At 68.8% G+C, this 25087-nt stretch carries 25 protein-coding genes; 14 read left to right on the top strand and 11 right to left on the bottom strand.

Annotated elements, in window-relative coordinates:
- Positions 1-118 precede the first annotated feature (118 nt).
- Genes moaC through J2P76_RS00565 form a run of 5 tightly spaced genes read left to right on the top strand, consistent with a single transcriptional unit; the run spans position 119 to position 3056 of the window.
- The gene (gene moaC, locus J2P76_RS00585) at positions 119-607 is read left to right on the top strand and encodes a cyclic pyranopterin monophosphate synthase MoaC (protein ID WP_207403746.1); all 489 of its coding nucleotides are present in this window, start codon (positions 119-121) and stop codon (positions 605-607) included.
- Complete coding sequence (locus tag J2P76_RS00580) at positions 588-839, top strand: MoaD/ThiS family protein (protein WP_207403744.1); 252 nt, start codon at positions 588-590, stop codon at positions 837-839. Before moaC ends, J2P76_RS00580 begins: the two co-directional genes overlap by 20 nt.
- Positions 836-1324 carry a molybdenum cofactor biosynthesis protein MoaE gene (locus J2P76_RS00575; protein WP_207409067.1) on the top strand — a complete coding sequence of 163 codons (489 nt, stop codon included), beginning with the start codon at positions 836-838 and terminating at the stop codon, positions 1322-1324. Before J2P76_RS00580 ends, J2P76_RS00575 begins: the two co-directional genes overlap by 4 nt.
- Entirely contained in the window at positions 1321-1842 is a 522-nt protein-coding gene (gene moaB, locus J2P76_RS00570; protein ID WP_207403742.1) for a molybdenum cofactor biosynthesis protein B, read from the top strand. The genes J2P76_RS00575 and moaB overlap by 4 nt, the downstream gene beginning before the upstream one ends.
- A gap of 8 nt (positions 1843-1850) precedes the next feature.
- Positions 1851-3056: a molybdopterin molybdotransferase MoeA gene (locus J2P76_RS00565; protein WP_207409066.1), complete on the top strand. Its 1206-nt coding sequence runs from the start codon at positions 1851-1853 to the stop codon at positions 3054-3056.
- Between the two features lie 9 nt (positions 3057-3065).
- Here the strand turns inward: J2P76_RS00565 and J2P76_RS00560 are convergent, their stop codons facing one another.
- The 9 genes from J2P76_RS00560 to J2P76_RS00520 all read right to left on the bottom strand — a co-directional run bounded on the left by J2P76_RS00560 (position 3066) and on the right by J2P76_RS00520 (position 11663).
- On the bottom strand, positions 3066-3677 hold the full coding sequence (locus J2P76_RS00560; protein ID WP_207403740.1) for a cysteine dioxygenase: 612 nt from the start codon (positions 3675-3677) through the stop codon (positions 3066-3068).
- Positions 3677-4669, bottom strand: coding sequence for an MDR family oxidoreductase (locus J2P76_RS00555; protein ID WP_207403738.1), 993 nt, complete (start codon positions 4667-4669; stop codon positions 3677-3679). Before J2P76_RS00555 ends, J2P76_RS00560 begins: the two co-directional genes overlap by 1 nt.
- A 90-nt stretch (positions 4670-4759) precedes the next feature.
- Complete coding sequence (locus J2P76_RS00550; protein ID WP_207403737.1) at positions 4760-5506, bottom strand: enoyl-CoA hydratase/isomerase family protein; 747 nt, start codon at positions 5504-5506, stop codon at positions 4760-4762.
- The gene (locus J2P76_RS00545) at positions 5503-7017 is read right to left on the bottom strand and encodes a class I adenylate-forming enzyme family protein (protein WP_207403736.1); all 1515 of its coding nucleotides are present in this window, start codon (positions 7015-7017) and stop codon (positions 5503-5505) included. The genes J2P76_RS00550 and J2P76_RS00545 overlap by 4 nt, the downstream gene beginning before the upstream one ends.
- Positions 7014-7985, bottom strand: a complete 972-nt coding sequence (locus J2P76_RS00540) for a tripartite tricarboxylate transporter substrate binding protein (RefSeq protein WP_207403735.1) — start codon at positions 7983-7985, stop codon at positions 7014-7016. Before J2P76_RS00540 ends, J2P76_RS00545 begins: the two co-directional genes overlap by 4 nt.
- 68 nt (positions 7986-8053) lie before the next feature.
- The gene (locus J2P76_RS00535) at positions 8054-8395 is read right to left on the bottom strand and encodes a carboxymuconolactone decarboxylase family protein (protein ID WP_207403734.1); all 342 of its coding nucleotides are present in this window, start codon (positions 8393-8395) and stop codon (positions 8054-8056) included.
- Positions 8396-8446: 51 nt separating this feature from the next.
- Entirely contained in the window at positions 8447-9649 is a 1203-nt protein-coding gene (locus J2P76_RS00530; protein WP_207403733.1) for an enolase C-terminal domain-like protein, read from the bottom strand.
- Positions 9650-9859: 210 nt separating this feature from the next.
- Positions 9860-10630 carry an IclR family transcriptional regulator gene (locus J2P76_RS00525; protein ID WP_207403732.1) on the bottom strand — a complete coding sequence of 257 codons (771 nt, stop codon included), beginning with the start codon at positions 10628-10630 and terminating at the stop codon, positions 9860-9862.
- Between the two features lie 67 nt (positions 10631-10697).
- The gene (locus J2P76_RS00520) at positions 10698-11663 is read right to left on the bottom strand and encodes a Bug family tripartite tricarboxylate transporter substrate binding protein (protein ID WP_207403730.1); all 966 of its coding nucleotides are present in this window, start codon (positions 11661-11663) and stop codon (positions 10698-10700) included.
- A 139-nt stretch (positions 11664-11802) separates the two neighbouring features.
- On the opposite strand from J2P76_RS00520, the gene J2P76_RS00515 reads away from it, so the two are divergent.
- Genes J2P76_RS00515 through J2P76_RS00495 form a run of 5 tightly spaced genes read left to right on the top strand, consistent with a single transcriptional unit; the run spans position 11803 to position 16800 of the window.
- Positions 11803-12963: a CaiB/BaiF CoA transferase family protein gene (locus J2P76_RS00515; RefSeq protein WP_207403728.1), complete on the top strand. Its 1161-nt coding sequence runs from the start codon at positions 11803-11805 to the stop codon at positions 12961-12963.
- 5 nt (positions 12964-12968) lie between these two features.
- Entirely contained in the window at positions 12969-13691 is a 723-nt protein-coding gene (locus J2P76_RS00510; RefSeq protein ID WP_207403726.1) for an enoyl-CoA hydratase/isomerase family protein, read from the top strand.
- 46 nt (positions 13692-13737) lie between these two features.
- Positions 13738-14574, top strand: a complete 837-nt coding sequence (locus J2P76_RS00505; protein ID WP_207403724.1) for a CoA transferase subunit A — start codon at positions 13738-13740, stop codon at positions 14572-14574.
- On the top strand, positions 14571-15305 hold the full coding sequence (locus J2P76_RS00500) for a CoA-transferase subunit beta (protein WP_207403722.1): 735 nt from the start codon (positions 14571-14573) through the stop codon (positions 15303-15305). Before J2P76_RS00505 ends, J2P76_RS00500 begins: the two co-directional genes overlap by 4 nt.
- A 19-nt stretch (positions 15306-15324) precedes the next feature.
- The gene (locus J2P76_RS00495) at positions 15325-16800 is read left to right on the top strand and encodes a class I adenylate-forming enzyme family protein (protein ID WP_347565277.1); all 1476 of its coding nucleotides are present in this window, start codon (positions 15325-15327) and stop codon (positions 16798-16800) included.
- 18 nt (positions 16801-16818) lie between these two features.
- Here the strand turns inward: J2P76_RS00495 and moaA are convergent, their stop codons facing one another.
- Both moaA and J2P76_RS00485 read right to left on the bottom strand, forming a co-directional pair.
- Positions 16819-17931 (bottom strand): GTP 3',8-cyclase MoaA, encoded by a 1113-nt coding sequence (gene moaA, locus J2P76_RS00490; RefSeq protein ID WP_207403718.1) that lies wholly within the window; start codon positions 17929-17931, stop codon positions 16819-16821.
- A 39-nt stretch (positions 17932-17970) separates the two neighbouring features.
- Entirely contained in the window at positions 17971-19050 is a 1080-nt protein-coding gene (locus J2P76_RS00485; protein WP_207403717.1) for a substrate-binding domain-containing protein, read from the bottom strand.
- Between the two features lie 162 nt (positions 19051-19212).
- Between J2P76_RS00485 and J2P76_RS00480 the strand changes: the two genes are divergently transcribed.
- Genes J2P76_RS00480 through fdhD form a run of 4 tightly spaced genes read left to right on the top strand, consistent with a single transcriptional unit; the run spans position 19213 to position 25085 of the window.
- The gene (locus J2P76_RS00480; protein WP_207403715.1) at positions 19213-19779 is read left to right on the top strand and encodes a formate dehydrogenase subunit gamma; all 567 of its coding nucleotides are present in this window, start codon (positions 19213-19215) and stop codon (positions 19777-19779) included.
- Entirely contained in the window at positions 19776-21344 is a 1569-nt protein-coding gene (locus J2P76_RS00475) for a formate dehydrogenase beta subunit (RefSeq protein WP_207403713.1), read from the top strand. Before J2P76_RS00480 ends, J2P76_RS00475 begins: the two co-directional genes overlap by 4 nt.
- Positions 21345-21361: 17 nt before the next feature.
- Entirely contained in the window at positions 21362-24238 is a 2877-nt protein-coding gene (fdhF, locus tag J2P76_RS00470; RefSeq protein ID WP_207403711.1) for a formate dehydrogenase subunit alpha, read from the top strand.
- A 16-nt stretch (positions 24239-24254) separates the two neighbouring features.
- Positions 24255-25085: a formate dehydrogenase accessory sulfurtransferase FdhD gene (gene fdhD / locus J2P76_RS00465; protein ID WP_207403709.1), complete on the top strand. Its 831-nt coding sequence runs from the start codon at positions 24255-24257 to the stop codon at positions 25083-25085.
- The last annotated feature ends 2 nt before the right edge of the window (positions 25086-25087 follow it).

Genomic DNA, 25087 nt, shown 5'->3' with positions numbered 1-25087 from the left:
CTGGTACGGGCATGGGGATTATCGCGCCTGCGGCACAGCTCGTCTATCATAGGGTGCAGGCGCCGCGATAACGGCCCGAACCGGCCCGTACTTTCAATACTTAACACTTTTGCCGACCATGTCCTCGCCTTCTCCCGCACTTAGCCACCTGGACGAATCCGGCCAGATCCGCATGGTCGACGTCGGTGCGAAATCCGCCAGCGACCGCATCGCCATCGCGCGCGGCGCCGTGCGCATGAACGCCCACGCCTACGGCCTGCTGACCCAGCCCGGCCAGGGCAAAGGCGAAGTCCTGAACACGGCGCGCGTGGCGGCGGTGCTGGCCGCCAAGCGCTGCGCCGAACTGATCCCCCTGTGCCACAGCCTGCCGCTGGCCTTCGTGGGCATCGAATTCTCGCTCGACGACGCCGCCCACACGGTCGAAGTGCGCGCCACCTGCCGCACCCAGTACAAGACCGGCGTCGAAATGGAAGCCATGACCGCGGCCAGCGTGGCCGCGCTTACCATCTACGACATGTGCAAGGCGGCCGACAAGGGCATCGTCATTGAACAGATACGCCTTGAATACAAGGCAGGAGGCAAAAGCGGTGAGTGGCGCAACCATTAACCTGCTGTACTTCGCGCGCGTGGCCGAGCTGGTCGGCACGCGCGGCGAAGCCTGGCCGCTGGCCGAGCCGGCCACCGGCGCGCAGCTGCTCGAAGCGCTGCAGGCCCGCTACCCGCAGCTGGCCCCGGCGGCGCGCCTGAAGCTGGCCATCAACCAGACCCATGCCAAGCCGTCGGCGCCGATCCGGCCGGGCGACGAAGTGGCCATTTTCGAGCCGGTCACCGGAGGCTGAACGCCATGATCATCGTCCAGGAAGCCGACTTCGACAGCGCGGCCCTGCTGGCGCGCCTGCGCGAACAGGTCGGCGCCGAGGCCGGCGCCATCGTCACCTTCACCGGCTATGTCCGCGATTTCGCGCCCGGGCAGGCCACCGAAACCCTGTACCTCGAACACTATCCGGGCATGTGCGAGCGCGAACTGCACGACATCGCCGCCACGGCGCGGCAGCGCTGGAACCTGGCCGGCACCGCCATCGCCCACCGGGTGGGCGCGCTGTCGCGCAGCGCGCAAATCGTGTTCGTGGCGGCCGCCAGCGCGCACCGCGGCGACGCCTTCCGCGGCTGCGAATACATGATCGACGCCCTGAAAACCCGCGCGCCCTTCTGGAAGCGCGAAACCCTGTCGGGCGGCCGCAGCTTCTGGGTCGAGCAGCGCGACGCCGACCACGAACGCACCCAGTCATGGGACGCCGGCGGCCCGCCCAGGGATCCGGCATGAAAACGCCGGGGCCCCCGATTCCGCTGGCCTGCGCGGTGCTCACGGTCAGCGACACGCGCACCGCGGGCGACGACACGTCGGGCAACCTGCTGGCCGAAAGCCTGGCCCAGGCGGGCCACAACTGCGTGCGGCGCGACATCGTCAAAAGCAACCTGTACCAGATCCGCCGCGTGCTCAGCGACTGGATCGCCGATCCCGACATCCAGGTGATCCTCACGTCGGGCGGCACCGGCTTCGGCCACCGCCATGGCGTGCCCGAAGCCGTGCTGCCGCTGTTCGACCGCGAAATCGCCGGCTTCGAAGCCCTGTTCCGCCAGGTGTCGTACGCCGAGATCGGCAGTTCCTCTATCCAGTCGCGCGCCCTGGCGGGCATGGCCAACGGCACGCTGGTCTTCTGCCTGCCGGGCTCGAACAACGCCTGCCGGACAGCCTGGACGCACATCCTGCGCGAGCAGCTCGACAGCACGCACCAACCCTGCAATTTCGCCACCTTGTTCCGCAAGGCACCCACCGAATGAAAGACGAACTGCTCGATTTCGACCGCGCCCAGGCGCTGCTGGCGCAGGCCGCCAAACCCCTCGACCGCCTGCAGCTGGTGACGCTGGCCGACGCGGTGGGGCGCGTGCTGGCCGTTGACATGTCCGCCACGCTCGACCTGCCGCCCGCCGACAACAGCGCCATGGACGGCTACGCGATCCGCCATGCCGATTACCGGCCCGATGCGGCGCTGCCCATCCAGCAGCGCTGCTATGCGGGCGACATGCCGCAGCCGCAGCTGCCGGGCCAGGCCACGCGCCTGTTCACGGGCAGCCTGATCCCCGCGGGGGCCGACACCGTCGTCATCCAGGAAAACACCCGCGAGGCCGACGGCCGGGTGCAGATCCTGCAGGCGCCGGCCGCCGGGCAGTTCGTGCGCAAGCGCGGCATGGACACCACCGCCGGACAGCCGCTGCTGGCGGCCGGCACGCTGCTCGAAGCCGCGCACATCGCGCTGCTGGCCTCGCAGGGCCTGACGCACGTGCAGGTGGTCGACCGGCTGCGCATCGGCATCCTCAGCACCGGCGACGAACTCGTGCCGCCGGGCGCCGAGCGCGCGGCGCAGCAAATCTACAACTGCAACGGCCCCATGCTGGCGGCCCTGGTGCAGAAAACCGGCGCGCACGCCGTGCACGTGCTGCACGCGCGCGACAATGAACCCGACCTGCGCGCGGCGGTGCGCACCATCCTGGCCGACTGCGACCTGCTGCTGAGCATCGGCGGCGTGTCGGTGGGCGAGAAAGACCTGGTCAAGCCGGTGCTGGAATCGCTGGGCGGCAAGCTGGCGCTGTGGAAGGTGCGCATGAAGCCGGGCAAGCCGGTGGCGCTGGCGCACATCGACGGCAAGCCGGTGGTGTGCCTGCCGGGCAATCCGGTGTCGGTGTATGCGGTGTACGCCATGCTGGTGTCGCCGCTGGTGCGGCGCATGCAAGGGCGGGCCACGCTGTTTCCGCCGGTGGGCGCGGCCCCGCTGCGCACCGATCGCCCCCGCCAGGACAGCCGCGAGGAATTCGTGCGGGTGCAATGGCGCCAGCCGCCCGGCCAGGCGCCGGAACTGGTGCCCTACCCCAACCAGGATTCATCGGTGATCAGTTCCATGCCCTGGGCCACCGGCCTGGCCCGGCTGCCCGCCGGCGTGCCCGTGCAGGACGGCGACACCGTGCCGTACTACGACGTGGCGCACTGGCTGGCGTAGGCGCGGGCCTCAGCGGTCCAGCGCCTGGCGGACTTCGGCCGAACGGTCCCACAAATTGGGCAGCCAGGCGCTGGAATAGCCTGACACGAACGGCGTGACCCGCCCCGTGTCCGGGTCGTACACGTGCCGGGCCACCGCGCCGATATTGCCGCCGTACAGATGCACGCTGATCGACACCGCATCGGCGTGGGCGTTCCATACCCGATGAATGTCGCCTTCGGCCGGCGACAGCACCTCGATCTGCCCGGGCTGCAAGGCCGCCGGCGGGCCGTTCGGGGCATAGCCGGGCGGCGCGGCGCGGTAGCGCTGGCTGAACTCGCTGCCCCGCAGCATGCCTACGTAGCCCCACACGGTGTGGTCATGCACCGGCGTGGACTGGCCCGGCCCCCACACAAAGCTCAGCAGGCTGAAACGCTCCAGCGGATCGCAATGCAGCAGGTATTGCTGATAGTGGTCGGGATGCGGGACCGCGCAGCAGTCGGGCAGCCAGTCGTCCCGCGCCACCAGTGCGGCCAACGCGTCCTGCAGCGCCGCGCCGGCCATGCCCGCCGAACCGTGCTGGTCGGCCAGGCGCGTGGCACGGGCGATGAAGTCGCGCAACCGCTGCGGATGGGCGGACATCAGGATGCATCCACGCGCACCAGCACCCGGCCGTGCGGCAACTGGCCGGCCAAAAGCGGCGCGGCGTAGTCGGCGACGCGATCCAGCGGCACCTCTTCGGCCATGGCGTCGATCTGTTCGCCCGGCAGGCTGGCCGCCAGGTCTTCCCACGCGGCCTGGCGCTGGGCCATGGGCGCATACACGCTGTCGACGCCGGCCAGCGTCACGCCGCGCAGGATGAATGGCGCAACCGTCGCCGGCAGGTCCATCCCCTGAGCCAGGCCGCAGGCGGCGGCCACGCCGCCATAGCGCATAGCGGCGCACGCGTTGGCCAGGGTGTGGCTGCCCACACTGTCGACCACGGCCGCCCAGGCTTCTTTCTGCAAAGGCTTGCCGGGCTCGGAAAGCTGCGCGCGGTCGATAATGCGCAGCGCTCCCAGGCCCTTCAGCCGCTCGTGCGCATCGGTGCGCCCCGTGCTGGCCACGACCTCGTAGCCGCGCCGCGCCAGCAGCACGATGGCGGCGCTGCCCACGCCGCCGTTGGCGCCCGTCACCAGCACCGGTCCGCCGTCCGGGCGCACGCCCAGCGCCTCGAGCCGGCGCACGCACAGCATGGCGGTGTAGCCGGCCGTGCCCAGCATCATGCAGCGCCGCGGCGTCAGGCCCCGCGGCACGTGCTGCAGCCATTTGGCGGGCACCCGGGCATAGCCTGCCAGTCCGCCCCAGCGCGTCTCGCCCAGGCCCCAGCCGTTCAGCAGCACCGCGTCGCCTGGCGCGAAGCCGGGATCGTCGGAATGGTCGACCACGCCGGCGAAGTCGATGCCCGGCACCATCGGGAACTGCCGCACCACCGGCGCCTTGCCGGTGATCGCCAGCGCGTCCTTGTAGTTGAGCGTGGAATACTGCACGCGCACCGTCACCTCGCCCTCGGGCAACTGCGCGCGCTCGACGCGCGCCAGTCCGGCGCGCGTGGTCTTGTCCTGCTGCGTCAGCATCAGCGCCGCAAAAGTCATGGCTACCTCCTTGTGGGTTGTGGCCGGCGGCCGTTTCAGGCGGCCGACGGCCGGCATATGCGGGGATGGCCGCCAGGCTACAGCGTAGCCTCAGCGGCCGGCGAAACGCGGATCGCGCTTGTCGCGGAAACTGGCCAGCCCCTCCTGGTAATCGGCGCTGCGGAACACCTGCTCGGTTTCGCGCCAGGCCAGGCCAGCCGTTTCCACCGGACTCTGCGGCACGGTGGCGGCGGCGAAACGCTTGAGCATGGCCATCACCAGCGGCGCATTGGCGGCCAGGCGCCGCGCCAGCTTCATGGCTTCCTCCAGGTGCGCGCCGGGCTCGGCCAGCCGGTTGACCAGGCCGACTTCGTAGGCGCGCTGGGCGTCCACCACTTCGCCCAGCAGCATGAGCTCCATCGCCACTTTGTGCGGGATGCGCGCGGCCAGCGAGGCGATCATGCCGCCGGCGAAGCCCAGCTTGGGCTCCGGATAGGTGAAGCGGGCGTCGCGGGTGGCTACGCACAGGTCGCACATGGCCACCAGCACCAGCGCGCCCCCCACGCACCAGCCGCTTACCGCGGCGATCAGCGGCTTGTCCAGCGCCACGCCCACATTGGGCGTGAAGCTGCGATAGTCGGGCGGACTCTGGGCATCGCGGTCGCGGCCGGAGGAAAAGGCCCGGGTGCCGGCGGCGGTAAGAATGCCGACGCGGTCGTCAGGGCTGTCGTTGAGCCGCCGCCATGCGTCGGCCAGGCCCGCCTCGACCTCGGGTCCGATGGCATTGAGCCGATCGGGACGGTTGATGGTAATGACGGCGATACCGTCCCGCGATTCGTATGTCACCGCCTCGCTCATAGCATGTCTCCTATCTGTTGCAGTAACTGGGGTTTCAGGACTTTTCCGTTGGGCGCCACCGGCAGCGCCGCCACGAACAGAATGCGTCCGGGCCGCTTGTAGGGCGACAGGCGTTCGGCCAGGTGGGCGCGCAACGCGGCCTCGCGCGGCTGCGCGCCAGGCGCCGGCTCGACCACCGCCACGATCTCTTCGTTGCCGGCGATCGCATGGCCGAATACGGCCGACAGCTGCACATCGGCATGGCTGTTGAGGGCCTGCTCGACTTCCAGCGGCGAAACGTTGAAGCCCGAACGGATGATCAGGTCTTTGGTGCGGCCCACGATCTCGATGCGTCCGTCCGGCAGGCGGCGCGCCAGGTCCTGGCTGTTGAACCATCCGTCCGGGCGCATCACCGCGGCGGTCTGCTCGGGCGCCCGGAAATAGCCTTGCATGACGTTCGGCCCGCGCAGCCACAGTTCGCCCTCGGCGCCGTCGGGCAGTTCGCGCCCATCGCGATCGCAAATGCGCACGCTCATGCCGGGCGTGGGCGGCCCCACCGAAGTGCCCGGATCGGCGTCTTCCAGCCGGGTCCAGCACGTGCCCGAGGCCTCGGTCAAGCCATAGCCATTGTGCAGCGGCAGGCGAAACAGCGCCTGCGCCTGCGCGCGCAAGGTCGGATCCAGCGGCGCGCCGCCGGCGGCGATGAAGCGCAGCGCCGGCCCCGGCAGCCCATCCGGCCCGGCGGCCTGCACCAGGCGCGCGAACATGGCGGGCGCGCCCTGCAGGATGGTGATGCCTTCTTCCCGCAGCGCGCGCAGGCAGGCCTGCGGGTCGAAGCGCGCCACCAGCCGGATATGCGCGCCCGAGCGCAACGTGCCGACCAGGCCCGAGGACAGCCCCATGACATGCGTGATGGGCAGCACGCCGTACACCCGGTCGTCGGGCGTGACAGAGCGCAAGGTGCGCATCAGATTGCCGATGTGCAGCAGATTGGCGTGCGTCAGCATCACGCCCTTGGGCGTGCCGGTGCTGCCCGTGGTGTAGATCAGGGTGGCCACCTGCCGGCCGGGGTCGGCGTGGACGGGCTCGGCGGTGCTGGCCGCATCGGCCGGGCCGGCCGCCACCGCGCCGAACGGGGTGGCGTGCTGCTGCGCGCCGCGGCGACGGGCATGGGCGCCAGCATCGGGCGACGTGTCCAGCGCATACAGCACGCGGCGCGGCTGCGCCAGGCCCGCCACCGCGTCGACTTCCAGCGGCGCGCGGCGCGCGTTCTCCAGTACGGCCCACAAGTCGAGCCGGCCTGCCGCCAGGATCAGCGCAGCCAGCGCCGCGCCGTTTTCGCCGACCAGCATCACACGCTCGCCCGCCCGCAGGCCGAGATCGCGCAAAAACGTTTCGGCGTCCCGCACGCGCTGCGCCAACTCGGCGTAGGTCCAGGCGACATTCGCATCGGACAGCGCCGGCCGCGCGGGGGTTGCGCGTGCCCAATGGGCCAGGCAGTCGGCCAGCCTGCTCGGCGCGGGCGCCGTCATTGCGGCACGACCTTCATTTTCCGGGTCAGGCTCTGCCAGCGCTGCATTTCCGCCTCGACATACTTGCCGAAGGCTTCGGGCGTGGAGCCGGCGGCTTCGGCGCCCAGGGCAGTCAGCGTCTTGCGCACCCCGTCGGTCTGCAGCATGGCGTTGATGTCGGCGCTGACCCGTTCCAGCACGGGCTTGGGCGTGCCAGCCGGCGCCCACACGCCGTACCAGGCCGTCACGTCATAGCCGGGCAGGGCTTCGCCGATGGCCGGCACGTCGGGCAGATAGCTGGACCGCTTCGGCGTGGTGACGCCCAGCACGCGCACCTGCCCCGCCGAGATGTAAGGCAGCGCCTCGTTGGCGAAGAACATCGTGGATTGTCCGCCGATCACCGACTGGATCGCCTGGGTGCCGCCCTTGAACGGCACATTGATGATCTGCGCGCCCGACAGGACCTTGAACAGTTCGCACGACAGATAGGGCGACGAGCCCACGCCCGAGGTCGAGCAGCTCAGCGATTCAGGCTTGCGCCTGGCCAGTTCGATCAGTTCGGCGAGCGTGTGCGCCGGCACCTTGTTGCCCACCGCCAGGTAATTCGGCACCGAGGTCACCTGCGCCACGGGCGCCAGGTCTTTGCGCAGGTCGTACAGCGGTTCTTTATAAAAGAAATTGTTGAGCACGTTGGAGATGCTGCCCAGCAGGAAGGTGTAGCCGTCCGGCTCGGCGCGGGCCACGTACTGCGAACCCAGCATGCTGCCGGCGCCGGGCTTGTTTTCAACCACGACTGTCTGCTTCAGGCTTTCGGTCAGGCGCGCGGCGATCATGCGGCCCAGCGTATCGGACGCGCCGCCGGCGGTGTACGGCACGATCATGCGGATCGGCTTGTCCTCGGGCCAGGCGGCGTGTGCGCCGAGCGGCGCCAGTCCCATCATCAACAGCGATAACAGCAGGCCGCCGCGGCGGCGCACAACAGTATTCATGGATGTCTCCTCCGCCGCCGTGCATGCGGGGCGGTTGTGGGTTATGGGGATAAGGGCCCGGCTCCCGGTCAGCGCTGGAACTGGCCGAAGGCCTCGAGCGCGCGCACCGAGTACACATAGGCGGCGCCGGCGTTGAGGGCGACCGCGGTGCCCAGCGCCTCGGCCACTTCTTCGGCCGTGGCGCCGGCTTGCTGCGCCGCGGACGCGTGCGACGAGATGCAGCCGTCGCAGCGGGTGGTCACCGCCACCGCCAGCGCGATCAGCTCGCGCGTCTTGGCGTCCAGCGCCTGGCCCTTGCCCAGGGCTTCGTTCAAGCCGCGGTAAGCGCCCACCACGGGCGGGTTGGCGTCGGCAAAGGCGCCAGCCGCCTTGCGCAGATTGGTCAGCGTGTCGCTCCAGTTGTTCATCATGATGCTTGTCTCCTTGCGTGAGTAAAGGCGGCCGGTCGCGGCCCCCGGAGGTCAGTGCCGCGGGCGCGGCTGTATCAATCCGCCGCCGGCCTTGGGCGGATGCGCGCGCAGCGCCTCTTCGATGGGGTCGGTGCCCCACCCTGGCCGATCCGGCACAATCAGGTGCCCGTCTCGGTATTCGGGCGCATGGGTGAACAGCTCGTCGTCCCAGGCCAGCCGGTCGACGTCGGTTTCCATGATGCGGAAGTTGGGCACCGCGCAGGCGAAATGCGCGTTCATGAACGTGCACAGGTGGCCGTAGAAGTTGTGCGGCGCCACGTTCACTTCGTGGGTCTCGGCCAGGTCGGCGATCTTCATCGATTGCCATACGCCGTTCCATACCGCGTCCACGATGGCCACATCCACCGCGTTGGCGCGCAGGAAAGGCAGAAACTCGCGGGTGCCGAACAGCGTCTCGCAGGAACTGACGGGATGCGGACTGTGCTGGCGGATGTAGGCCAGCGCATCCGGGCTGTAGCTGTCGATCTCCACCCAGAACAGGTCCAGGTCGGAAATGGAGCGCAGCAACTTGAGATAGCCCTCGGTCCTGGCATTGAAATTGAGATCCAGCAGGATATCCATGTCGGGGCCCGCGCCGTCACGCAGCGCCTCGAGGTTGTCGCGCAAGTTGCGTATCAGGCGCCGCTCGACGTTCAGTTCGGGGTAGAACGGCGCGGCGAAGCCGGGCCGCCACGCGTGCGCGGGCCCGTCGTCGAACAGGAACAGGTTGGTCTTCAGCGCGGTGAACCCGCGCTCGCGCGCCTCGGCGCCCATGGCCTTGACCCCGTCCAGCCCGGTGACGGCGGGGCCGAAGTACTTGGGATGGTTGATGCGCCACGCCGGGCAGTGCGACCAGTAGACGCGCAGCTTGTCGCGCACCTTGCCGCCCAGCAATTCGTGGCATGGCACGCCCAGCGCTTTCGCGCGGACATCGAGCAGGGCATTTTCGAGTGCGCCGATGCCCTCGCCCACCACCCCGCCGGCGGCGGGCCGGGTGCGGCAGTAGGCCTCGGCATAGAAGCGCTGCGGGCCAGGCACGGGCTGCCCGACCAGGCCTTGCGCCAATTGCGCGATGACCGCGCTTACCCCGGGCGAGCCGAACCCTTCGTCGTACTCGCTCCAGCCCACGATACCTTCGTCGGTCTGGATCTTGAGGAAGTGGTAATTGCGCCACCCCGCATCGCACGCCAGGGTCTCGATATTCACGATCTTCACGCCACGCCTCCTTATTTCCTAAATATTAGGACTTATATCTTTTCATTCAGGATTGAAGGCAATACTACGCGCAAAATTTTTCGCGTTCAACTTTTTGAATATGATGTCCTGTTATTTGGGATATGCGCACAAACGTGCGCACGCCTTCGCCAGCCGATGAAAAGAACCAGCCGGGAAGAAAACGGGGTGCTGCAGGAGAAGGAGGGTGTGCTACCCGGCTTTCCGGGCGTAGGGGCCGGAATATCCCAATTGACGCGAGATGGCCTCGGCGGCGTCGAGGATCAGGGGCACATATTGGGCCATCTTCACCGAGGTCAGCCGGTCCAGCGGGCCGGACAGGCCCAGTGCGGCCACCGGCCGCTCGAGGCCGCTGAAGATGGGCGCGGCCACGCCGCCGATGCCGTCGCGCCATTCACCGCGGTTGATGGCATAGCCGGCGCGCGCGACTTCGGCCAGTTCTTGCTTGAGCACTTCTTCGGTGGCGCGCGTGGTCTGGGTATGCGAATGCAGCTGGCTCTTGTAGTGCGAGATGTAGTCGAGCTGCTGGAACGCCAACAGGGCCTTGCCCGTGGCAACCGCATAGGCGGGCGCGCGCCCGCCGATGACCGAATAGGCGCGGATGGGCTGGGGGCTGTCGATCTTGTCGATGTAGACGACATCCAGGCCGTCAAGCACGGAAAGATGCACGGTCTCGCCGGTCTGTATCGCCAGGGCTCGCATGAAGGACGGCGCATAGGCGCGGACATCCATGTTCGACAGTTGCCGCGCACCCAGTTCGAACATCTTCAGCGTGCTGCGGTAGCTTCCCGTATCCTGGTCGCGCACGACATACCCGGCATGGGCCAGGGTCTGGAGGGTTCGATGGGTGTTGCTGCGCGACAGCCCGCACACTTTGGCGATCTCGTCCAGCGTATGCGCCCGGCCATCGAGCTTGCTGACGGTCTCGAGCACCATCAATCCCTTCAGTAGAGTCTTGTCCATGTACGGTCACCAGATTGCCACGGACGCCATTGTATGCCTGCCCCCTGGCGCCCCTTGCCTGACGCCGTCACTTCAGGTTGGCGTTCTTGACCACATCGGCCCAGATCGCGATCTCGTCGGCCAGCGCCTTGTCGGTCTGCGGCGGCGTGGTGGGCGTGGCGGTGGCGCCCTGCCCGGCCATGGCCTTCTGCACCGACGGCACCGCCGCGGCCTGCTTCATGGCCGCCGACAGGCGCTGCACGATATCGTCGGGCGTGCCCTTGGGCACCAGCATCGCATAGCGCGTGCTGACGTCATAGCCGGCGATGCCCTGTTCCTGCAGGGTCGGCACATCGGGCAGCGAAGGCGTGCGCGCCTGCGTGGTGACACCGATGAAGCGCAGCTTCTTGTTGCCCACCTGGGCCATCAGCGTGGGCATGGTGTCGAACACCATGTCCACCTGCCCGCCCATCAGGTCGGCCAGCGCCGGACCGCTGCCCTTGTACGGCACATGCAGCAGGCGCGTGCCGGTGGCGATCTGGAATTTCTCGGCCGTCATGTGCTGCGACGATCCGTAGCCGGCCGAGCCGTACGACAGCTTGCCGGGTTTGCTCTTGGCCAGCGCGATGAGTTCCTGGATGTTGTGCACGGGCAGGTCCGCCCGCACCACCACCGCCAGCGGCGTGGCGGTTGCCATCGACACGCCGCGGAACGCCTGCGGAAACTCGTACTGCTGCTTTTTCGAGGGCAGCAGCGAATTGATGGCCAGGCTGCCCACGGCCCCCAGCAGCACCGTGTAGCCGTCGGGCTTGGCGTTGACGACGAACTGCGCGCCGATCTCGCCGGCCGCGCCCGCCTTGTTTTCCACCACCACCGGCTGCCCCAGGATTTTGGACAACTGTTCGGCATATACGCGCGCCGAGAAATCGGTGGCGCCGCCGGGCGGGTACGGAACGATCATGTTGATGGGCGCGGCGGGCCAGGTGGCCGCCGATGCCGTTGCGCAACCCACGACCAGCAGGGCGCCCAGGATGCGGGAAAAGAGTGATGCCATGGTTTGTCTCCGGTGGATTGTCCCAAATAATGGGATGAAAATTCTATTATTTGATTTTTTATAGCCTCCCATATAACATTCCAGACGTCAATCGAAATCCGGCATCGGGCCGCCTGCCGGCCCACAGGAGCATCACTGAATGAAGCAGCAATCCACCCTCGAGGGCGTGCGGGTCATCGAAATCTGCAATGTCGCCGCCGGCCCGTTCTGCGGCATGCTACTGGCGGACATGGGCGCGGATGTCGTCAAAATCGAGCCTCCGGGCACCGGCGACACCCTGCGCAGCTGGGCCCCCATTACCGACGGCTACAGCGAGAACTTCGCCTCGCTCAACCGCAACAAGCGCTCGGTGGCGCTGAACCTGAAAGACCCGGCCGACCAGCGCCTGGCCGCGCAACTGATCGCCCAGGCCGACGTGCTGATCGAAAACAACCGCCCCGGCGTCATGGACCGCCTGGGCCTGGGCTACGCGGCCATGTCCCGGGCCAACCCGAAACTGGTGTATTGCTCGATCTCGGCCTACGGCCAAAGCGGGCCGCGCAGCCAGGAAGGCGGCTTCGACCTCACCCTGCAGGCCATGAGCGGCCTGATGAGCGTCACGGGCGAAGCCGGCGGCGCGCCGGTCAAGTGCGGCGTGCCGGTCTGCGACTTCGCGGCCGGGCTGTACGGCGCCTTCTCGGTGGTTGCCGCGCTGCGCACCGCGCAGGCCACCCGGCAGGGCACCCATGTCGACATCTCGATGCTGGGCGCCACGCTGGGCATTGCCGCGCTGCAGACCTCGCAGTTCTTCGGCACCGGCGCCGATCCCGTCAAGCTGGGCTCGGCCCATCCGCGCAACGCGCCGTACCAGGTGTTCCGCTGCCAGGGCGGCTATTTCGGCATGGCCGCCGGCAACGACGCGCTATGGAAATCCGTGTGCGACGTAGTCGGCCGCCCCGACCTGCACGCCGACGCGCGCTTTGCCAACACCGGCCTGCGCGCCGCCAACCAGGAAGCCCTGCGCGACCTGCTGGAAGACATCTTCGCCGGCGCCGACGCCGCCACCTGGCTGCATAAGTTCAGGCAGGCCGGCGTGCCCTGCGCGCCGATCAACAACTATTCCGACGTGCTGGCCGACCCGCAGGTCGACCACATGCAATGGGTGCAGGGGCTGACGCTGCCCAACGGCGCGCAGACCCGCACGTTTGCCTCGCCCATCCGCTTCGACGGGCACACGGCGCAGGTGGCCCGCCGCCCGCCCGCGCTGGGCGAGCACAATGCCGAAGTCCTGGCCGAACTCGCCGCCTGCGCCCCGGAGTAAACGCCATGTCCGACGACGTGCTGGCAATCGACAGGCAGGCGCAGGCCTGGACCTTCACCCTGAACCGGCCCGACAAGCGCAACGCGCTGTCCGCCGACCTGGTCGAGGCGCTGATCGAGGCGGTCGACCAGGCTCATGCCCGGCAGATTCCCCTGCTGGTGTTCCAGGGCATGGGCAAGAACTTCAGCGCCGGCTTCGATTTCACCGGCTATGAAGACCAGAGCGACGGCGACCTGCTGCTGCGCATGGTGCGCATCGAGACCCTGCTGCAGCAGGTGGCGGGCTCGCCCAGCCTGACCGTCGCGCTGGCGCAGGGCCGCAATTTCGGCGCGGGGGTCGACCTGTTCGCGGCCTGCAAGCTGCGCTATTGCAGCCCCGCCGCCAGCTTCCGCATGCCGGGCCTGAAGTTCGGCCTGGTGCTGGGCACCCGCCGCTTCCGCAACATCGTGGGCGCGGCGCGCGCGCTGTCCGTGCTGGGCAGCGCGCGCGCGTTCGACGCCGCCGAAGCCGTACGCATGGGTTTCGTGGCGCAGGCCGCCGAAGAAACCGAATGGCCGGGCCTGCTTCAGCAGGCTGCCAACGCCGCCGCGACGCTGGACGCGGCCACGCGCGCCGCCCTGTACGGCGCGCTGGACACCCATGCGGCCGATGCCGACATGGCCGCGCTGGCCTGCTCGGCATCGCGGCCGGGCCTGAAGGCGCGCATCCGCCAATACCTGCAAGACTAGGGCCCGTCCACGCAGAACCGCGCCGCGCCCGACCAAGGAGACACACATGACATCCGGATTCAACCAACAGGACAAGCAACTGTCCGTGCAGGAACTGGCCGCGCTGATTCCCGACGGCGCGTCGGTGGCGCTGGGCGGCAGCTTCCTGCACCGGGGCCCGTTCGCCCTGGTGCGCGAACTGGTGCGGCAGAAGAAAATCGGGCTGGAAATCGTCAAGCAATCGCCCGGCTACGACATCGACCTGCTGTGCCGCGCGGGCGTGGCCACGCGCGCGCGCACCGGCATCGTGGCCATGGAAGGCAATTTCGGGCTGGCGCCCCACTATCGCAAGGCCATCGAATCCGGCGCGCTGCAGCTCGAAGAACACGCCTGCGCCACCCTGACGGCCGGCCTGCGGGCGGCCGCCTTCGGCGTGCCGTTCCAGCCCTGCGCGGGCATCGAGGGCAGCCACCTCATCGACATCAACGGCTGGCAGCGCCTGGACGACCCCTACGGCTCGGGCAAACCCGTGTGGGTGATCCCGGCCGTGCAGCCCGACTTCGCGGTCATCCACGCCAACGAGGTCGACAGCCGCGGCAACGTGCGCGTGCTGGGCACTTCGCACTGGGACCGCATCATGAGCCGCGCGGCGCGCAGCGTGCTGGTGGTGGCCGAACGCCAGGTGCCCGCTGAAGTCTTCGAGAAGCAGCCCGAGGTCACGCTGATTCCGTATTTCATGGTGCAGGCCTACGCCATCGCGCCGCACGGCGCCTGGCCCGGGTCGTGCTGGCCCGATTACGAGATCGACTACCCCGCCGTCGAGGCGTATCTCGAACCCGGCGCCGATGCCTTGCAGGCGCACCTGGACGCCGCCCCCGAAGTCTCGCAGGAGCACGCAGCATGAGCACGAGCTGGTCGCCTTTTTCGTACATCGTCACCAACCTGGCCCGTTTCATCCGCCCGAACGAAATCACCTTCAGCGGCGTGAATTCGACCCTGCCCATGCTGGCCTGCCTGATGGCCAAGCAGGCCTACGATTGGGACTACATCTACATCAACGTGGCCGGCGGCGTAGACCCCCGGCCGTCCAAGGTGCCCCTGTCCAGCTCGGACCCGGTGCTGGCCGAGCACACGGCCTCGATTTTCGACAACGAAGACTTCTACGACCTGTGCTGCCGGGGCCGCATGGACCTGACCTTCCTGGGCGCCGCGCAGATCGACGGCGAAGGCAACGCCAACAACTCGTGCATCGGCGACTGGCACCAGCCCAAGGTGCGCCTGCCCGGCGGCGGCGGCGGCGCGGTGATGCTGCCCACCGCGCGGCGCGCCTGCACCTGGCGCACCGAGCATTCCACGCGCACGTTTGTCGACAAGCTGCATTTCCGCACCTCGTGGGGCGGCTTTCACGGCGTGGTGACGCCCATCGCGGTATTCGTCAAGAAGCACGACCGGCTGGCCCTGCAGTCGTGGCACCCCGACGCCAGCCTGCAGGAAGTCCGGGAACGCACCGGCTTTGCCTTCGAGCACGACGGCGCGGCGCCCACCGCCTTGCCCACCGAGCGGGAACAGCGGGCGCTGGCCGCGCTGGACCCGCAAGGCGCATTCGAGCGCGATGCCGCCGTCGCCTTGCGCTAGCACCCGGACAGCAGCAGCCGTGGCCCCCACCCTGTTCGCCGCCTACGGACCCCTGTGGCGCTCGCCCGAATGGGCCGGGCGCTGCGCGCTGATCGACGCGCAAGGCGCCACGCGCATTCTTTATCCGCAGCTGTACGAGGCCGTGGCGGCCATGGCCGGCAGGCTGCGCGCGGCCGGCATCGCGCCGCGCGAACGCGTCGCCATCGCGATGGAACGCAGCTTGTCGAGCGTGGTGGCCATACTGGGCGCCATGGCGGCCGGCGCCTGCCCCTGCCCGCTCGAAGCGCGGCTGACCCGGCCGGAAATCCTGGCCCGGTTCGAAACGGCCGGCATCGGCACGGTGCTGGCCGACGGCGCCGACCTGAACGCGCTTGCGTCCGTCGACGGCATCCGGGTCCTGGACGCCGGCGCCCTGGCCGACGCTCCGCCTTGCTGGAACCCGGACACCGGCGCCGACGACCCCGGGCTGCTGCTGTTCACCTCTGGCAGCACGGGCCGGCCCAAGGGCGTGCTGCAAAGCCACCGGGGCCTGCTGAACAACGCCCGCGGCGTGATTGCGGCCACCGGGCTGACGGCCGACGACAAACTGCTGCACGTAATGCCGCTGTACCACACCAACGGGCTGAACAACCAGCTGTTCAGCCCGCTGCTGGCGGGCGCCTCGATCGTGCTGGGCGGGCGCTTCCGCGCCCAGGACATGCCGGCCCTGATGCGCCTGCACCGCCCCAGCATCATCACCGGCGTGCCCACCATGTATTCGCGCATGCTGGACCATGCGTTCCCGCCCGACAGCCTGGCGTCGCTGCGCTTCGCGCGCTGCGGCTCGGCCCCCATTACGCGGGAACTGCACGCGAAAATCGAACACTTCCTGGGCCGTCCGCTGATCGTCTCGTACGGTTTGTCCGAAGCCACCTGCACGTCCACCATGAATCCGCCGGCCAAGCGCAAGATCGGCTCCATCGGCCAGGCGCTGCCCGGCCAGCGTGTGTTGCTGCGCGACAGCCAGGGGCGGGAAATCACCCAGCCCGGCGTCGACGGGGAAATCTGCATCGCCGGCGACAGCCTGATGCTGGGCTACCTGGGCACCCAAGGCAACGGCGTGCTGGAGGCCGCCCCGGCGGAACTGCGCACGGGCGACCTGGGACGGCGCGACGAAGAAGGCTACTTCACCATTACGGGCCGGCAAAAAGACGTGATCATTCGGGGCGGCGAGAATATTTCCCCCACGCTGATCGAACAGACGATCAGCGCCAGCCCGCTGGTGCACAGCTGCTGCGTGGTCGGCAAGCCCGATGCCGACCTGGGCGAAGTGCCCGTGGCGTTCGTCGTGGCGGCCGCCGGCGCCCGCGCCACCGATGCCGACATCAAGGCACTGGTGGCCGGCCAGCTGTCTCGCATCCACCAGTTGGCCGCGGTGATTTTCATGGAAACCCTGCCCGAAAATTCGGTGGGCAAGGTCGACCGCAAGGCGCTGGCGCGTTCGTTCGGCCCCTGAAGCCGCCGCGCCCGGCTGTCAGCCGCCGATGTAGCTCATTTCGACCTTGCGCTCGCCCGCCTGCGGCAGGGCCGCGCCCTGGCCGCGCAATTCGGAATAGCGGTCGTCGCGCTGCGCCCAGATGCCCGCCACGGCGCGGCTGATGTGTTCGTCGTCGGCCCCGCCGCGCAGCAGTTCGCGCAGGTCGTGGCCGTGCGAGGCGAACAGGCACAGGAAGATCTTGCCTTCCGGCGACAGCCGCAGGCGCGTACAGCCGCCGCAGAAGGCCTGGGTGACGCTGGAGATCACGCCGATTTCGCCGCCGCCGTCGGCGTAGGCCCAGCGTTCGGCCACCCGGCCCATGGCGTCGGTGTCGAGCGCCCGCAGCGGATGCGCCGCGCCGATCAGGCGCAGCACTTCGCGGCTGGGCACGACTTCCTGCAGGTTCCAGCCGTTGGTGGTGCCGACGTCCATGTATTCGATGAAGCGCAGCACGTGGCCGCTGTGGCGGAAGCGCTGCGCCATGGGCAGGATCTGGCAATCGTTCAGCCCGCGGCGCACCACCATGTTGATCTTGACGGGCGCCAGGCCGGCATCGGCGGCGGCGTCGATGCCCCGCAGCACATCGGCCGGCGTGAAGGTGCTGTCGCTCAGGCGCGCGAACATGTCGGCGTCGAGCGCGTCCAGGCTGACGGTGACGCGAGTCAGGCCGGCCTGCTTCAGCGCGGCCGCCTTGCGATGCAGCAGCGTGCCGTTGGTGGTAAGCGTGAGTTCCAGCGGCTGGCCGGCCGGCGTGCGCAGCCCGGCCAGCATGGCGATCAGGTCTTCGATATTTTTGCGCAGCAGCGGCTCGCCGCCGGTCAGGCGGATTTTCTCGACGCCCAGCTGCGCCAACAGGCGCGCCAGGCGGGTGATTTCTTCGAACGACAACAGCGCCGACTGCGGCATGAAGGCGTAGTTGCCGTCGAACACCTCGCGCGGCATGCAGTACGTGCAGCGGAAGTTGCAGCGGTCGGTGACCGAGATGCGCAGGTCGCGCATCGGCCGCAGGCGCGTGTCGAGCGCGGCCTGCCCGGCGGGCGGCAAGGGCGCCTGCGGCAGTTGCCCCGCGCGCGGCGCGGACCGGTCGGCCAGAAAAATCACTTTGCTCATCGGTACATCATATCGCGCAATAACGCGGCCGGGGCGCGCTCAGCCGAAGGCTTCCTGCAGCGTCTGCAGCCGGCCGGTGTCGGTGGCGTCGTAGCCCACCAGCTGGCGGACATAAGACAGGTATTCGCGCCCGCGCATGATGCCCAGCAGGTCCTGCATGGCGGGCGCTTCCAGCGAGGTGCGGCGGATGGCGAAAAAATAGCGCTCGCGCACCAGCGGAATGAAGTCCAGCCCGAAGCGCCAGGCCGCCGTCTCGACCCCCACGCCCGTATCGGCCATGCCGCTGGCAATGTGCGCGGCAATCGCCATGTGCGTGAATTCGTTGGTTTCGTAGCCCTGCACGTCGCCGATCGACACGCCGGCCTGTTCCAGCATCAGGCTTACCAGGTAGCGGGTGCTGGAGCCGATCTGGCGGTTCACAAAGCGCACATCCGGGCGCGCCAGGTCGGCCATGCCGCGTATGTGCTTGGGGTTGCCCGGCACCACGAACAGGCCGGTGTTGCGCACCGCCAGGTGGATGAGCAGGTAGTCGTCGGGCGCCAGCCACTGGGCGTAGCGCGCCATGATCGGCGCCTCGAAGGCGCCGGTGGGCACCTGGAAGCCGGCCAGGTCGCACTCGTGGCGCTCCAGCGAGGCCAGCGCCTCGATGGCGGTGCGATAGCGCAGTTCCAGCCCGGGCGGATGGCCGCTCATGTGCTGCATCAGGGCCTCGACCGCGAAGCCGTGGCTGGCGTGCAGCCGCAAATGCGGGATAGTTTCGGGCAGCAGTTTTTCCAGTTCTTCCTGCAATTCGGACGCCATGCTTTCCAGCGTGGGCATCAGGCGCGCCTCGATGCGGCGGTTGGCCCACAGCAGGCGCTGCGCGAAGGGCGACAGCGCAGTGCCCTGGCGGCGCCGGGTAATCAGCAGCTGGGTGCCGAACAAGGTTTCGAAGCGCCGCAGCACCCCCCAGGCATGCCGATACGACAGGCCGCAGGCGCGGCAGGCGCCCGCGATGTTGCCGGTGGCGTCGATGGCCGACAGCAGCGACAGCATGTCGTGCAACGGCTGGCCGGGCTGCTCGGCGCTGCCTTCCAGCAGCCATTGGGGACGCAGGCCGATGCGAAATTTATATGTCATTAATTTCTTATTGAACGGCGCAAATTTGGCGATTAGAGTACGGCCATCGAGCGAGGCCGGCCGTTTTATATGTTTTTAACAGCATATTATTGATCGCGCCAGCCCGCAATAACAACATCACGCCGGCCTCGCCACGCCCGGGGCCGCCACCAGGAGACTGCCGTGCCTAATCCCCAGGCAAAGCAAAATCCGCCCGGCAGCGCCGGCGCCCGCGGCGGCGCCCTGGCCCTGTCGGCCGCGCGCCATTCCGAATCCGCCGCGGTGGCCGCGGCGGCCCGCGCCGCGCAGCGCCTGCGCGACCAGCCGGGCGCCCTGATGCCCGTGCTGCACGCCGTGCAGGATGAACTGGGCTGTATTCCGGCCGACGCGGTGCCCGCCATCGCCGAGGCCCTGAACCTGTCGCGCGCCGAAGTACATGGCGTACTGACCTTCTACCCGCATTTCCGCACCGAACCGGCCGGCCGCCACGTGCTTGAAGTGTGCCGCGCCGAATCCTGCCAGGCCATGGGCGGCGAACGCCTGGCCGAGCATGCGCGCCAATCGCTGGGCTGCGATTTCCACGGCACCACGGCCGACGGCGCCTTCACGCTGGAACCGGTGTATTGCCTGGGCCTGTGCGCCCAGTCGCCCGCCGTGATGCTGGACGGCCAGCCGCACGCGCGGGTCACCCCCGACAAGCTCGGCCGCCTGCTGAGCCGCGCCGCGCAAGGCGACGAGGTGCAGCCATGAACGCGCCCGTCACCATCTACCTGCCGCGCGATGCCGCGGCCCTGGCCATGGACGCCGACGCGGTCGCGCGGGCCATCGAGCAGGAAGCCGGCCGCCGCAATGTGGCGGTGCGCCTGGTGCGCAATGGCTCGCGCGGCCTGCTGTGGCTGGAGCCGCTGGCCGAAGTGGCCACGCCGGCCGGCCGCATCGCCTACGGGCCGGTGCAGCCCGAAGACGTGCCCGGCCTGTTCGACGCCGGTTGGCTGCAGGGCGGCCCGCATGCACTGTGCCACGGCCCCACCGAAGACATTCCGTACCTGAAGAAGCAGCAGCGCCTGACTTTCGCGCGGGTAGGCATCACCGATCCGCTGTCCATCGACGATTACGTGGCGCACGACGGCCTGCAGGGCCTGCGGCGCGCGCTGGCCATGGCGCCGCAGCAGATCGTCGACGAAGTTGCCGCCTCGGGCCTGCGCGGGCGCGGCGGCGCGGCCTTCCCCACCGGCATCAAGTGGAAAACCGTGCTGACCACGCCGGCCGAGCAGAAATACATCGTCTGCAACGCCGACGAAGGCGATTCGGGCACGTATTCCGACCGCCTGCTGATGGAAGGCGACCCGTACGTGCTGATCGAGGGCATGGCCATCGCCGGCCTGGCGGTCGGCGCCACCTGTGGGTATATCTATGTGCGCTCGGAATACCCCCACGCCATTGCCACGCTGAACGAAGCCATCGCGCGCGCGCGCCAGGCCGGCTGGCTGGGCGGCGACATCCAGGGCAGCGGCCGCCGCTTCGACCTGGAAGTGCGCAAGGGCGCCGGCGCCTACATCTGCGGCGAAGAAACCTCGCTGCTGGAAAGCCTGGAAGGCAAGCGCGGCGTAGTGCGCGCCAAGCCGCCGCTGCCGGCCATCGCCGGCCTGTTCGGCAAGCCCACGGTCATCAACAACGTCATTTCGCTGGCCTCGGTGCCCATCATCCTGGCGCGCGGCGCGGCCTATTACCGCGACTACGGCGTGGGGCGCTCGCAGGGCACGCTGCCCTTCCAGCTGGCCGGCAACCTGAAGCACGGCGGCCTGGTCGAAGCGGCCTTCGGCCTGACCCTGCGCGAACTGTTGTACGACTACGGCGGCGGCAGCGCCTCGGGCCGGCCGCTGCGCGCGGTGCAGGTGGGCGGCCCGCTGGGCGCCTACCTGCCCGAGTCGCAATGGGACGTGCCGCTGGACTACGAAGCCTACGCCGCCATCTCGGCCATGGTGGGCCACGGCGGCATCGTGGCCTTCGACGACAGCGTCGACATGGCCCGCATGGCGCGCTACGCCATGGAATTCTGCGCCGTGGAATCCTGCGGCAAGTGCACGCCCTGCCGCATCGGCGCGGTGCGGGGCGTCGAGACGCTGGACAAGATCGCGGCGCGCGGCGCGCAGCACGAACAGCAGGTCCACCTGCTGCGCGACCTGTGCGACACCATGCTGGGCGGATCGCTGTGCGCGCTGGGCGGCATGACGCCGTACCCGGTGCTGTCCGCGCTGAACCACTTCCCTGAAGACTTCGGGGTGGCCGCGAATGCGGCCGCGCACCCGGCCTGACCAGAGCGAGACCCGCCATGCTCGAAACCGTCATCAAGCGCGACCGCGACCTGGGCACGCCGGCGCGCGTATCCGAAAAGCTCGTTACCCTGACCATCGACGGCCAGGAAATCTCGGTGCCCGAAGGCACCTCGGTAATGCGCGCCGCGGCCGAGGCCGGCATCAACATCCCCAAGCTGTGCGCCACCGACAGCCTGGAAGCCTTCGGCTCGTGCCGGCTTTGCCTGGTGCAGATCGACGGCCGGCGCGGCTATCCGGCCTCGTGCACCACCCCTGCCGAAAACGGCATGGTGGTGTACACCGAAACGCCCAAGCTGCACGAACTGCGGCGCGGCGTCATGGAACTGTACATTTCCGACCACCCGCTCGACTGCCTGACCTGCCCCGCCAACGGCGACTGCGAACTGCAGGACATGGCCGGCGTGGTGGGGCTGCGCGCGGTGCGCTACGGCTACGAGGGCGCCAACCACCTGAACGACCAGACCGACGCGTCCAACCCGTATTTCTCGTACGACCCGTCCAAGTGCATCGTGTGCAACCGCTGCGTGCGCGCCTGTGAAGAAACCCAGGGCACCTTCGCGCTGACCATCTCGGGCAAGGGCTTCGATTCGCGCGTGGCGGCCGGGCAGAGCCAGCCCTTCCTGGACAGCGAGTGCGTGTCGTGCGGCGCCTGCGTGCAGGCCTGTCCGACTTCGACCCTGCAGGAAAAGACCGTCATCATGATGGGGCAGGCCGAGCACTCCGCGATTACCACCTGCGCCTATTGCGGCGTGGGCTGCGGCTTCAAGGCGGAAATGAAAGGCCAGGAAGTGGTGCGCATGACGCCCTGGAAAGACGGCCAGGCCAACCGCGGCCACGCCTGCGTGAAAGGCCGCTTCGCCTGGGGCTACGCCACGCACAAAGAGCGCGTGCTCAAGCCCATGATCCGCAAGCGCATCACCGACCCGTGGCGCGAAGTATCGTGGCAGGAAGCCATCGGCTACGCCGCGTCCGAATTCCGCCGCATCCAGGCCGAACACGGCCGCGACGCCATCGGCGGCATCACCTCGTCGCGCTGCACCAACGAAGAAACCTGGCTGGTGCAGAAGCTGGTGCGCGCCGCGTTCGGCACCAACAACGTCGACACCTGCGCGCGGGTGTGCCATTCGCCCACCGGCTACGGCCTGAAGCAGACCCTGGGCGAATCGGCCGGCACGCAGACCTTCGACTCGGTCATGCACACCGACGTGATCATCCTGATGGGGGCCAACCCCAGCAGCGCCCACCCGGTGTTCGCCTCGCGCATGAAGCGCCGGCTGCGCCAGGGCGCGCGGCTGATCGTCATCGACCCGCGCCGCATCGAACTGGTGGATTCGCCCCACATCAAGGCCGACTACCACCTGCCGGTGCGCCCCGGCACCAACGTGGCGCTGCTGACCGCGCTGGCGCACGTCATCGTCACCGAGCAGCTGGTTGCCGAAGACTTCGTGGCCCGGCGCTGCGAGGCCAAGGCCTTCGACCAGTGGCGCGACTTCGTGGCGCGCCCGGAAAACTCGCCCGAAGCCACCGCCGAGGTCACCGGCGTGCCGGCCGAGCTGGTGCGCGGCGCGGCCCGCCTGTACGCCACCGGCGGCAATGGCTCGATCTACTACGGCCTGGGCGTCACCGAACACAGCCAGGGCTCGACCGCGGTGATGGCGATCGCCAACCTGGCCATGGCCACCGGCAACGTCGGGCGCGAAGGCGTGGGCGTGAACCCCATGCGCGGCCAGAACAACGTGCAGGGCTCGTGCGACATGGGCTCGTTCCCGCACGAGCTGCCGGGCTACCGCCATGTGTCGGATTCCACCGTGCGCGCCCAGTTCGAGGCCGACTGGGGCGTGACCCTGCAGGCCGAGCCGGGCCTGCGCATCGCCAACATGTTCGACGCCGCCATAGCCGGCAGCTTCCGGGGCCTGTACTGCCAGGGCGAAGACATCGTCCAGTCCGACCCCGACACCCAGCACGTGGCGGCCTCGCTGGCGGCCATGGAATGCATCGTGGTGCAGGACCTGTTCCTGAGCGAAACCGCCAAGTACGCGCACGTGTTCCTGCCCGGCTCGTCGTTCCTGGAAAAAGACGGCACCTTCACCAATGCCGAGCGCCGCATCTCGCGCGTGCGCAAGGTCATGGAGCCGCGCAACGGGCTGTCCGACTGGGAAGTGACCGCCGCGCTGTCGAACGCGCTGGGCTACCCCATGAACTACAGCCACCCCAGCGAGATCATGGACGAGATCGCCCGGCTGACGCCGACCTTCTCGGGCGTGTCGTATGCCAAGCTCGACCGCATGGGCAGCCTGCAATGGCCCTGCAACGATGCGGCGCCCGATGGCACGCCCATCATGCACATCGACGAATTCGTACGCGGCAAGGGGAAATTCATGATCACCAAGTACGTGCCTTCGGATGAACGCAGCACCCGCAAGTTCCCGCTCTTGCTGACCACCGGGCGGATCCTTTCGCAGTACAACGTGGGCGCGCAGACCCGCCGCACCCACAACGTGGCCTGGCACAGCGAAGACGTGCTCGAGATCCATCCGCAGGACGCCGAGGACCGCGGCGTGTCTGAAGGCGACTGGGTGGGCGTGCAAAGCCGCTCCGGCGAAACCGTGCTGCGCGCCACCCTGACCGACCGCGTGCAGCCGGGCGTGGTGTACACCACTTTCCACTTCCCCGAATCGGGCGCCAACGTGGTTACTACCGACAGTTCCGACTGGGCCACCAACTGCCCCGAATACAAGGTGACGGCCGTGCAGGTGATGCGCGTATCGCAGCCTTCCGAGTGGCAGCGGCAGTGGTCGCGCTTCTCGGAAGTGCAACAGAAACTGCTGCGCGAGCGCGCCCGTGAAACCGAGGCCACGCTCAGCGGCAAATAAGGCCGGAACCTGCGCCATGGACCGCCTGTACCATCCCGCGCCCAGCCGCGCCGATTGCGCCGACGCCGCGGTGCTGCGCGTGCGCGGCGGCGCCGTGGGCGCCGCCACGCAGATCGACCGGGTCGCCGAAGAAACCCCGGTGGCGCTGGAATACAACGGCATCAGCCATGCCACCATGCTGGCCTCGCCGGCCGACCTGGAAGACTACGCGCTGGGCTTTTCGCTGACCGAAGGCATTGTCGACCGGCCGGCCGACGTGCGCGGCATCGAAGTCGTGCCGCAGTTCAACGGCATCGTGATGCAGGTGGAAATATCCAGCGCCTGCGCGGCGCGCCTGAAGACGCGCCGCCGCGCCATGGCCGGCCGCACCGGCTGCGGCCTGTGCGGCGTGGAAACCCTGCCCGAGGTGCTGCGCCAGGTGCCCACGGTGGCCGGCGCGCCGCCGGTGCCGCTGACCGCCGTGCTGCACGCCATGCGGGCCATGCGCGGCAGCCAGGCGCTGCACGACATTACCGGCGCCACGCACGCGGCGGCGTGGGCCGACGCCGACGGGCACGTGCACCTGGTGCGCGAAGACGTCGGGCGCCACAACGCGCTGGACAAGCTGGTGGGCGCGCTGGCCCGCCAGGCCATCGACCCGCGCAACGGCATGGCGCTGGTGTCCAGCCGCGCCAGCTTCGAAATGGTGCAGAAATGCGCCGCCGCCGGCATCGGCATCCTGGCGGCGGTCTCGGCGCCCACCGCGCTGGCGATCCGCGTGGCCCAGAACACCAACGTGGCGCTGCTGGGCTTCGTGCGCAACGCCGACGCCGCCATCTACTCCCATCCCGAACGCCTTCGACCTTGACA

The sequence above is a fragment of the Bordetella petrii genome (assembly GCF_017356245.1).
In the GTDB taxonomy this organism is placed as follows: domain Bacteria; phylum Pseudomonadota; class Gammaproteobacteria; order Burkholderiales; family Burkholderiaceae_B; genus Bordetella_A; species Bordetella_A petrii_D.
The sequence above is the reverse complement of the archived record's forward strand: the minus strand, read 5'-3'. Positions and strand labels throughout refer to the sequence as shown.